The organism is uncultured Campylobacter sp. (assembly GCF_938031315.1).
Taxonomy (GTDB): Bacteria; Campylobacterota; Campylobacteria; order Campylobacterales; family Campylobacteraceae; genus Campylobacter_B.
In genome coordinates, this window is the sequence record NZ_CALHHT010000061.1 from 1 (window position 1) to 6,230 (window position 6,230).

A 6,230-nucleotide genomic window follows, 5' to 3' on the forward strand; every position below is an offset into this window, starting at 1 on the left:
TTTTAAAATTCCGGCGCCGCTTGTTTGTTTTGAAATTTCAGATCGCGCCGACAAAAGATAATTTTTACGCCACTGGGCGGCGCTTTGAAATTTCAGATCGTACCGCTAAAAAGCAAGCTTCGCGGCGATTTCTGCTGCGTAAATTTTAATTCCCATGCCGCGCGTGCCGTTCTGGAATTTCACACCGCACCGTTAAAAGGTAAGTTTTGCATGATACTTGCGCGCCACTCTGGAATTTCACGGCATGTCGCTGGAAGCGGCTAAATTTTAAAATTTACGCGCTGTTTCGGCGCGGCAAAATTCCACGCTGAAATTCCGCCCGTAAATTTTTGATACAAAATTCCTGTGCCAAATTTCGCCTTAAAATTTTGTCTGTAGAATTTTAAGGCGAAATTCTACAGACAAATTTACGTTTTAAAACTCTGCGGGCGGAGGTTTGCGTGCCGTCCATCAGATAATTAAAATTCCGCCAAGCGGCGCGAATGTTTGCGGCTACGAAGCGGAGATGCCGATTGTGGCTAGCAGCACGGGCGAGGTCATGAGCCCCACGATCGTAAGGATCCACGCTAATATCGCTATTACGAGCGAGGCTTGCTTTTTGACGGCTTGATAGGTCGCGGCGATCGCGCACAAAAACGCAAGCGGAACAAAAACGATCCCTAGGAAAAAGATCCCTAAAATCGCGAAGACTATGGAGAGTATCCCAAGCACGTTTGATTGGGGTTGAACGGTCGGTTGTTCAGACATTTTAATCCTTTGGAGAAAATTCATGTAATTCTACCCCCCCCCTGAATTTGAGCTGAAATTAAGCCGTGCCTTTCGGGGCTGTATATTCACGCTCGATTGCGGTTCTGCCATGGCGCCTATTAAAATTTTACTTCGCAAAGCCGGCTTCTCCACGCTATCGGCAGACGCTCTTTTGCACGATAAGCGTAAAATTTTGTGCCGTTCGCGCGCGAAACGGACGCCGCAAAATTTGCGATTTAGGATAAAATTCTAAAACCTGTGGTAAGATTTCGCAGTTTCGCTTCCGCGCGGAATTTCGCCCGGGCACATACGGCGCGCGGCTTGCACTCTGGTAAATTTGGCGCTTAAAGCAAGCTTGGCTCTTGCAAGTGGGCTAAGTGCGAGCGGCGCTATCCGGTACAGCAAGGATGAGCGCAGGTGAGCTAGTCGGTTTGCGCCCGAGGCGCGATTTGCTGGGAGTAGGCGAGTTCTCTGCTCTGCCGTAATTTTGCTAAGCAATAGCGGCGGAGCGGGACAATTTAAATTTTGGATTTTGTATGAACGACGAATTTTACATGGATTTGGCGCTGCGGGCTGCGTGGCGCTATCAGGCCTTGACGCTACCCAACCCCGCCGTGGGCTGCGTGCTTCTGGATAGGGGCGGCAGGGTTCTTGGCATAGGCGCGCACAAAAAGGCGGGCTTTTTGCACGCCGAGGCAAACGCCGTTTTCGCCGCGCTGTGCGATCTGGACGCAAATTTCGCGCAGGATTTCGCTAGCGAATACGCCCGCAAATTCGGCGTTAAATTTCAAAACTTAGAGGCTTTAAAAAGCGCTCTTTTGCAGCCGAGCTTCACTTACGATTTCATCTTAAACCGCCACGGCGGGCTTTTGCGCGGCGCTTGCGCCTACGTCACGCTCGAGCCCTGCGCGCATCGCGGCAAGACGCCGTCTTGTGCCGAGCTTTTGGCGGAGCTTGGACTATCGCGCGTGGTAATCGGCGCGCGCGATACGAACGCGCAGGCTGCGGGCGGCGCGGAAATTTTACGCCGCGGGGGCATAGAGGTGAAATTTGACGTTTGCCATGCCGCGGCGGCGGAGCTTGCGGAGCCGTTTTATATGGCGCGCGAGAGCGGCTTTTGCTTCATCAAAATCAACGCCACGCTAAACGGCGCGGTGCATGGGCGGATCGGCAGCGAGAAGCAGCGCGCGTTCGTGCACGAGCTGCGCGGCGTGTGTGACTACGTGGGCGTGGGCGGGCAGACCGTGCGCGCCGACAGACCGACGCTGGACGTGCGTGCGGCTAAATTTGATGAAATTAGCGCTTTGGTGGGCAGTGCTGATATGTTGACGCTAGACGCGCGCGTTGCGCCGCAAAATCTAAAGCTGAGCGCGCCCAATGTGTGGATCCGCTCGCGCCGCAACTCTTATAATAAGCCCAATAGCAACTTCAATCGGAAAAGAAAAATGTATAGCGAATGCGTCTGCTAGAAGCGAAGTAAAAATCGGTACAATAAACGAGAGTGAAGTAAAAGCTAAGCGGGTGACAGGCTATTTTTTAGAAAATCAATGTACCTTAATAATCTCAAACAACAATCCACGTAGGATAAAAGAATACGAATTTATAAAATAATGAGCACAACGGATGCGCGAATAGACTAAATTTTAACTTTCAATGGAGAGTGAGAATAATAGCCGCCCCTATAGGCATATGAAAGCAGAACTTCGCTCCAGCTTGCGCTGCAGCCGCATTAGCGAGACCATGTGAAAGCCCATCTCTAATAATACCCAATCCATTACTCATCTTTTACTCCTTCTTCTGGATTTTTTTTAATCAAATTTCTATCTGAAAAATTTATGAAAAATATCAATAAAATTAGAAAAACCACCCCTTTTAAAAAGAATTTAAACTGTGCGGTCATCAAATATGGTCTTAACAATCTATGATCGAAATTATATTCTTTATATATCTTTCCATCTTTATCTTCAAGCTGTAAAATTTCATTATTGCCTAATATATCTGGACTTGGCTCGCCGTAAATTTTGATTTTTTGCCCTTTTAGCTTTTCGTAAATATCGCTATCGCTTTTGCTTATTTCATAAACCTTTTTCTTGCCGTTTTCTAGTTCTATATGTATTCGTCCGCCGCTTCCGCGAAAATTATAATAAACGTTTCTTAAAATTCCGATATCTATCTCAAGCTCATTCAATCGTTTGGGCGCCGTATCTGTTCTATAAATAGTAAGAAGCATCCCGCATAGGGCAAAAAGCAAACCATAGCAGCCTATGCTAGCCACCTGTGCCGGCGGATGCGAAACTCCCCTGATAAAAACACGCCTATAAAATACATCGTAAAAATAATATAAGAGCCTTTTTATATATTTTGTTATGAATTTCATAAAATTTCCCTTCATATTCTTTTGGATATTTTATTGAGCCGATAATAAATTTGCTCTAAATTTACAAAATTTCCCGCTTTAAATTTTAAATCTGAAGAAATTTTAAAACCAAGCAAAATTCAAAGATCAAATATAAAAAATCGCCACGGCAGGGTTTCCACCTGCGTAACTTGACTTAGCGCCGTGAAGTATAAAATTTCATCCGCCCTACTCCTCAAACAGATTTCTCTCCGCAGTCTTTAGCACGCGACCGAGCGCCTCGCGCGCCTTATCGGTTGCGATGCGGCCTTTGGCGGTCTTTTCGATGTAGCCGTTGGCGAGCAGATAGGGCTCGATGACGTCCTCGATCGTGCCCTCATCCTCGCTAAGCGCCGCCGCGATCGTGCTAAGCCCCAAGGCACGGCGCTTGGCGTCAAATAAAATTTCCAAATATTTTATATCCATCTCGTCAAAGCCCTGCTCGTCCACGCCCAGCGCCTCGAGCCCTTCACGCGCTCGATCGTGCGAGATAGCGCCCTCGTCGCGCACCTCGGCAAAATCGCGTATGCGGCGCAGTAGCCTCAGCGCAATACGCGGAGTACCGCGAGAGCGGCGCGCGATCTCGGCGCTGGCGTCTGCCGCGCTTTCTTTTCCGAGTTTAACAGAAGCGATCTGCACTATCCGCGCAAGCTCGGCGTGCGTGTAAAACTGCAAGCGAAACTGCATGCCGAAGCGATCCCGCAGCGGCGCCGAGATCATGCCCGCGCGCGTCGTGGCGCCGATGAGCGTAAAGTGCGGAATGTCGATCTTGATGGTCTGCGCGGCAGGGCCCGAGCCGATGATGATGTCGAGGCGGAAGTCCTCCATCGCCGAATACAGCACCTCCTCGATCGCCGGGCTTAGGCGGTGGATCTCGTCGATGAAAAGCACGTCGCCGCTTTGCAGGTTCGTCAAAATCGCCGCCAGATCGCCCGCTTTTTCGATCATCGGCGCGGCGGTGACCTTGATAGCGGCGCCCATCTGAGCGGCGATGATGTGCGCCAGCGTGGTTTTGCCGAGCCCGGGCGGCCCGTAGAAAAGCACGTGATCGAGCACGTCGGCGCGCTTTTTCGCCGCGGCGATCGCGATAGCGAGGTTTGATTTGATCTTCTCCTGCCCCACGTAATCCTCGAAGCTCGACGGGCGCAGCGAGCTCTCCACGCTCTCATCGAGCTGCATCTTTTCGATCTCTACAATTCTGTCCATAATCTCTCTTTAATCGTTTTTAAAATTTTAGCAAGTGTAGCGAAAAATGGCTAAATTTTGACAATTTTGAAGGGATGGATCTTTGCGGGCGGAATAAAATTTGCCGCGCGGAATTTTACGGTACGCGCTTAGGGCTGGGGCTAAAAAGCAGAGCACCCGTCGCGAAAGACTGCGAAATTTTACCGCGGCGGGTTTAAGACTACGCTCATGCCGCTACGCTTGCTATGCTTTAGTGCGGAATTTTATTGTGGCGGCTCCCAAACAGCGCACGGATTGCTAACTGCGCTAAATTTTACGGTGCGGAATTTAGTATGTAAAATTTAAGGCTTTAGGCGTTCGCGATCGGTGATTGCGGAGCGGCGGTGCGGAATTTAGCGCGTAGAATTTAGTGGCAAAATTTGGCTGTTTGAAAAATACGCGCGAGATTTTGCGACGTGAAATTTGGCGCTGGAATTTTACGATATTAAATTCGGTGCCTGGAATTTTGCAGCGAAATTTTGCAACGTAATTTTGTCTCGTAGAGCTTTGCTGCGGATTTTGTTTTTGCGGCAACAAAGCTTTAAATTCTACGCTTCAAGCTTTGCGGCACGCAGCTAGCCAGAATTTCATCTCGCATAGTCAGTTAAAATTTCGCGAGAAATTCTGCGTAGAATTTTATGCAGAATTCTGCCTTGCGCGGCTAGGTAAAATTTCGCGCGACATTTCGTTTTTCAAGACGACTTAGAATTTAGCGTGAATTTTAAAATTTGCGCCAAGCTCAACGCGGGCTCGGGCGATTAAATTTAGCCGTGAATCTCACGACGCCTTATCGATCGCGCACCAAATTAAGCGCTAAATTTTTCCTGCGCGAGCCTAGTTCTACAAATCGTGCTCTTCGATCAAAACGCTCTTATTATTATCGTTACTGCAGAATGCTCTATATGAGCCGGACGTTGTGCTTTCGAATAAAAATACTACGCCGTCGCTTTCAAATTTTTTCGAGCAGCCCTTGGCGTGCAGCTTGGCAAGCTTCGGGCTATCAGGGGCATAAAACTGATAGCTATCGGTGAAGTGCTCCACGTATCGGTAGGTGATCTCCGCCCAAGGCACCCCGCTATCGCCGCTTCTATTTAGCACGATGGTTCTGGCGTTTATCGCCGCGAGCTTTGACTTTACTGCCCAAACGTCTTTTTGTCCCAACCGATGAGCTTTAACCCATCGCCGATACCCGGCGCATTATCCCTGAAAATGGAATTTGAATAAAATTTCGTCTCGTTGCCGTCCAAATCGATCCAAATATACTCATCGCCGTAGGTGCTCTGGATCGTAACGCGCAAATTTTTAGGGAAGTTGCGACCTGCAAAAGCCAATAAGTCTAGAAATCTCTCGCGATTTTGCTCGTAGTTTTGCATCGGCGGAGCTTTATCCAACTCCATATCATCTTTATCAAAGAAAGAATTCAACGCGAAAAATGCCGCCAAAATCGGCAGCACCTTTACGCAAAAGAGAAAACCTAGAACCACGGCTATGACGATTTTTAAAGCTTTAGCCAAATTTTTTCCTTAAATTTTATGAGCCGTTTGGGCCTGGCGGCCTAATTTGCGGCGAGAGCAAAATTTAAACGCCCGCCGCGCAGCGTAAATTTTAAAATTTCAAATTTACGTCCAATTTTCTATTTTAAGCCCGCTTATATTTTTGAAATCTTTTTCGTTATTCGTAACGAGCGTGCAGCCGCGCGATAATACATTCGCAGCGATCAACATATCCATATCGCCTATTTTGCAATTAGCCGCCGTTAGCTCGCGCGCACCGTGCCAGCGTAAAGCGTCTGTGATCTACTCACGCCGAATAAATTTCAAGCGGTGCGAACTGTTTACGTGGCTTGCGGTGTGCGAAAATGAAG

7 protein-coding genes are annotated in these 6,230 nt (G+C 48.5%); 2 read left to right on the plus strand and 5 right to left on the minus strand.

Features of this window, described 5'->3' with window-relative positions; genetic code table 11:
• The first annotated feature begins 84 nt into the window (after positions 1–84).
• Complete coding sequence (locus Q0236_RS01800) at positions 85–264, plus strand: hypothetical protein (protein ID WP_297914338.1); 180 nt, start codon at positions 85–87, stop codon at positions 262–264.
• Positions 265–492: 228 nt separating this feature from the next.
• Here the strand turns inward: Q0236_RS01800 and Q0236_RS01805 are convergent, their stop codons facing one another.
• Positions 493–747: a hypothetical protein gene (locus tag Q0236_RS01805; protein WP_069435689.1), complete on the minus strand. Its 255-nt coding sequence runs from the start codon at positions 745–747 to the stop codon at positions 493–495.
• A 536-nt stretch (positions 748–1,283) separates the two neighbouring features.
• Here Q0236_RS01805 and ribD point away from each other — a divergent pair.
• Positions 1,284–2,216 (plus strand): bifunctional diaminohydroxyphosphoribosylaminopyrimidine deaminase/5-amino-6-(5-phosphoribosylamino)uracil reductase RibD, encoded by a 933-nt coding sequence (ribD, locus tag Q0236_RS01810; protein ID WP_297914339.1) that lies wholly within the window; start codon positions 1,284–1,286, stop codon positions 2,214–2,216.
• Positions 2,217–2,521: 305 nt separating this feature from the next.
• On the opposite strand, the gene Q0236_RS01815 is transcribed toward ribD, so the two are convergent.
• From Q0236_RS01815 to Q0236_RS01830, 4 genes are all read right to left on the minus strand, one after another.
• Positions 2,522–3,124: a hypothetical protein gene (locus Q0236_RS01815; RefSeq protein ID WP_297914343.1), complete on the minus strand. Its 603-nt coding sequence runs from the start codon at positions 3,122–3,124 to the stop codon at positions 2,522–2,524.
• Between the two features lie 207 nt (positions 3,125–3,331).
• Positions 3,332–4,348, minus strand: a complete 1,017-nt coding sequence (ruvB, locus tag Q0236_RS01820) for a Holliday junction branch migration DNA helicase RuvB (RefSeq protein ID WP_295099426.1) — start codon at positions 4,346–4,348, stop codon at positions 3,332–3,334.
• 858 nt (positions 4,349–5,206) lie between these two features.
• Positions 5,207–5,527 carry a hypothetical protein gene (locus tag Q0236_RS01825; RefSeq protein ID WP_297914346.1) on the minus strand — a complete coding sequence of 107 codons (321 nt, stop codon included), beginning with the start codon at positions 5,525–5,527 and terminating at the stop codon, positions 5,207–5,209.
• Entirely contained in the window at positions 5,500–5,880 is a 381-nt protein-coding gene (locus Q0236_RS01830) for a hypothetical protein (protein ID WP_297914349.1), read from the minus strand. Before Q0236_RS01830 ends, Q0236_RS01825 begins: the two co-directional genes overlap by 28 nt.
• Between the last annotated feature and the right edge of the window lie 350 nt (positions 5,881–6,230).

What these genes read in the sequence shown, in the direction of transcription:
- Q0236_RS01805 (WP_069435689.1), bottom strand. Translation starts at nt 747, where the DNA reads ATGTCTGAACAACCGACCGTTCAACCCCAATCAAACGTGCTTGGGATA.
- ribD (WP_297914339.1), top strand. Translation starts at nt 1,284, where the DNA reads ATGAACGACGAATTTTACATGGATTTGGCGCTGCGGGCTGCGTGGCGC.
- Q0236_RS01815 (WP_297914343.1), bottom strand. Translation starts at nt 3,124, where the DNA reads ATGAAATTCATAACAAAATATATAAAAAGGCTCTTATATTATTTTTAC.
- ruvB (WP_295099426.1), bottom strand. Translation starts at nt 4,348, where the DNA reads ATGGACAGAATTGTAGAGATCGAAAAGATGCAGCTCGATGAGAGCGTG.